The sequence below is a fragment of the Herbaspirillum sp. UBA812 genome (assembly GCF_002296545.1).
In the GTDB taxonomy this organism is placed as follows: Bacteria; Pseudomonadota; Gammaproteobacteria; order Burkholderiales; family Burkholderiaceae_D; genus Herbaspirillum; species Herbaspirillum huttiense.
Window position 1 is genome coordinate 15,130 of sequence record NZ_DBIC01000316.1, and the last position, 1,739, is coordinate 16,868.

Consider the following 1,739-nt stretch of genomic DNA (forward strand, 5'->3'; position numbering starts at 1 on the left):
GCTGGCGCAGGTACTGGAACAGCAGGTCATCCTCGATGCAGCCGCCGGAGACCGAACCGATGAGCCGGCCATCGTCGCGGATGGCCAGTTGCGAGCCGACCGGACGCGGCGATGAGCCCCAGGTCGAGACCACGGTGGCCAGCAGCGCGCTGCGCCCATTGCGCCGCCATTCGCGCAGGGCGCGCAAGACCTTGAGGTCGGAAGTATCGTTCATTGCGGCATCAGTTTACGTTCGATCGGAGGTCCAGTCTGCCATGACATCGGCACAGGAACTAATTAGCCGGGCTTATAGACCAATTAAGCCCGGTCCGGCTAATCCCGGTACCAATGATGAGGCAGAATCTGCAAGCTCGCACGCAGTGTGTGCGAGCGCCGTGTTGCCGGGGCACACGGAAGCGGATGTCGCGGGAATGACGCGCTTGTCTTCGCGATGGTCCCGGAATTTTAGGCAAGAATCATCGCGAAATAGGTCTGTCTTCGCGCGTTGTCGGACGCCACAATCATCCATTTTCAAGACAGGTTGCCCACCCCTGACCTGTTCTTTCTCAACGCCAGCTTATTGGCCCGATTACTGAGGAGATCCCCATGCCAGTCCACGCTTATGGCGCACACGCCGCCGACAAGCCACTCGAACATCTGGAAATCACCCGCCGCGCCACCGGCCCGCACGATGTGCAGATCGACATCGCCTATTGCGGCATCTGCCACTCCGACCTGCACCAGGTCCGTTCCGAATGGGCCGGCACCCAATACCCCTGTGTCCCCGGTCACGAGATCGTGGGCCGTGTCGCCGCCGTCGGCAACCATGTCAGCAAATTCAAGGTCGGTGACCTGGTCGGCGTGGGCTGTATCGTCGACAGCTGCCAGACCTGCCCGGATTGCGAAGAAGGCCTGGAAAACTATTGCGACAACATGGTCGGCACCTACAACGGCAAGACCGATGACGCGCCCGGCTGGACCATGGGTGGCTACTCGCAGCAGATCGTGGTGCACGAGCGCTACGTGCTGACGGTCCGCCATCCGGAAGCGGACCTGGCCGCCGTGGCCCCGCTGCTGTGCGCCGGCATCACCACCTATTCGCCGCTGCGCCACTGGGGTGCCGGTCCCGGCAAGAAGGTCGGTGTGGTTGGCATCGGCGGCCTCGGCCACATGGGCATCAAGATTGCGCACGCCATGGGTGCGCACGTGGTGGCCTTCACCACCTCGGATTCCAAGCGTGCCGATGCCAAGGCCCTGGGTGCCGATGAAGTGGTGGTCTCGCGCAATGCCGAAGAGATGGCCGCGCATGCCAAGAGCTTCGACTTCATCCTCAACACCGTGGCGGCACCGCACGATCTTGATGCCTTCCTCTCGCTGTTGAAGCGTGAAGGCACCATGACCCTGGTCGGCGCACCAGCCACGCCGCACCCGTCGCCGAATGTCTTCAGCCTCATCATGAAGCGCCGTTCGCTGGCCGGTTCGTTGATCGGCGGCATCCCCGAAACCCAGGAGATGCTGGACTTCTGCGCCAAGCACAACATCGTGGCCGACATCGAGCTGATCCGCGCCGAGGAAATTAACACCGCCTACGAGCGCATGCTCAAGGGCGACATCAAGTATCGCTTCGTGATCGACAACGCCAGCATGGCGGCCTGAGGGCCAACGGCTGACCTGACATCGTAGTGAACGAAATCGGGCGGGCACCCACAAGGTGTCCGCCCGATTTGTTGATCGCGGGGTGAAGTGGCGGGGACGCCTCA

General features: G+C 62.4%; 2 protein-coding genes. One reads left to right on the forward strand and one right to left on the reverse strand.

Going from position 1 to position 1,739, the window contains the following annotated elements; all coding sequences use genetic code 11:
• Positions 1-214, reverse strand: a 214-nt coding sequence (locus B3873_RS21570) for an XdhC family protein (RefSeq protein WP_286868977.1), incomplete at its 3' end; no start/stop codon positions are given.
• 371 nt (positions 215-585) lie between these two features.
• On the opposite strand from B3873_RS21570, the gene B3873_RS21575 reads away from it, so the two are divergent.
• Complete coding sequence (locus B3873_RS21575; protein WP_039783185.1) at positions 586-1,635, forward strand: NAD(P)-dependent alcohol dehydrogenase; 1,050 nt, start codon at positions 586-588, stop codon at positions 1,633-1,635.
• The last annotated feature ends 104 nt before the right edge of the window (positions 1,636-1,739 follow it).

Coding starts and splice junctions, on each gene's coding strand:
- B3873_RS21575 (WP_039783185.1), top strand. CDS start 586: ATGCCAGTCCACGCTTATGGCGCACACGCCGCCGACAAGCCACTCGAA.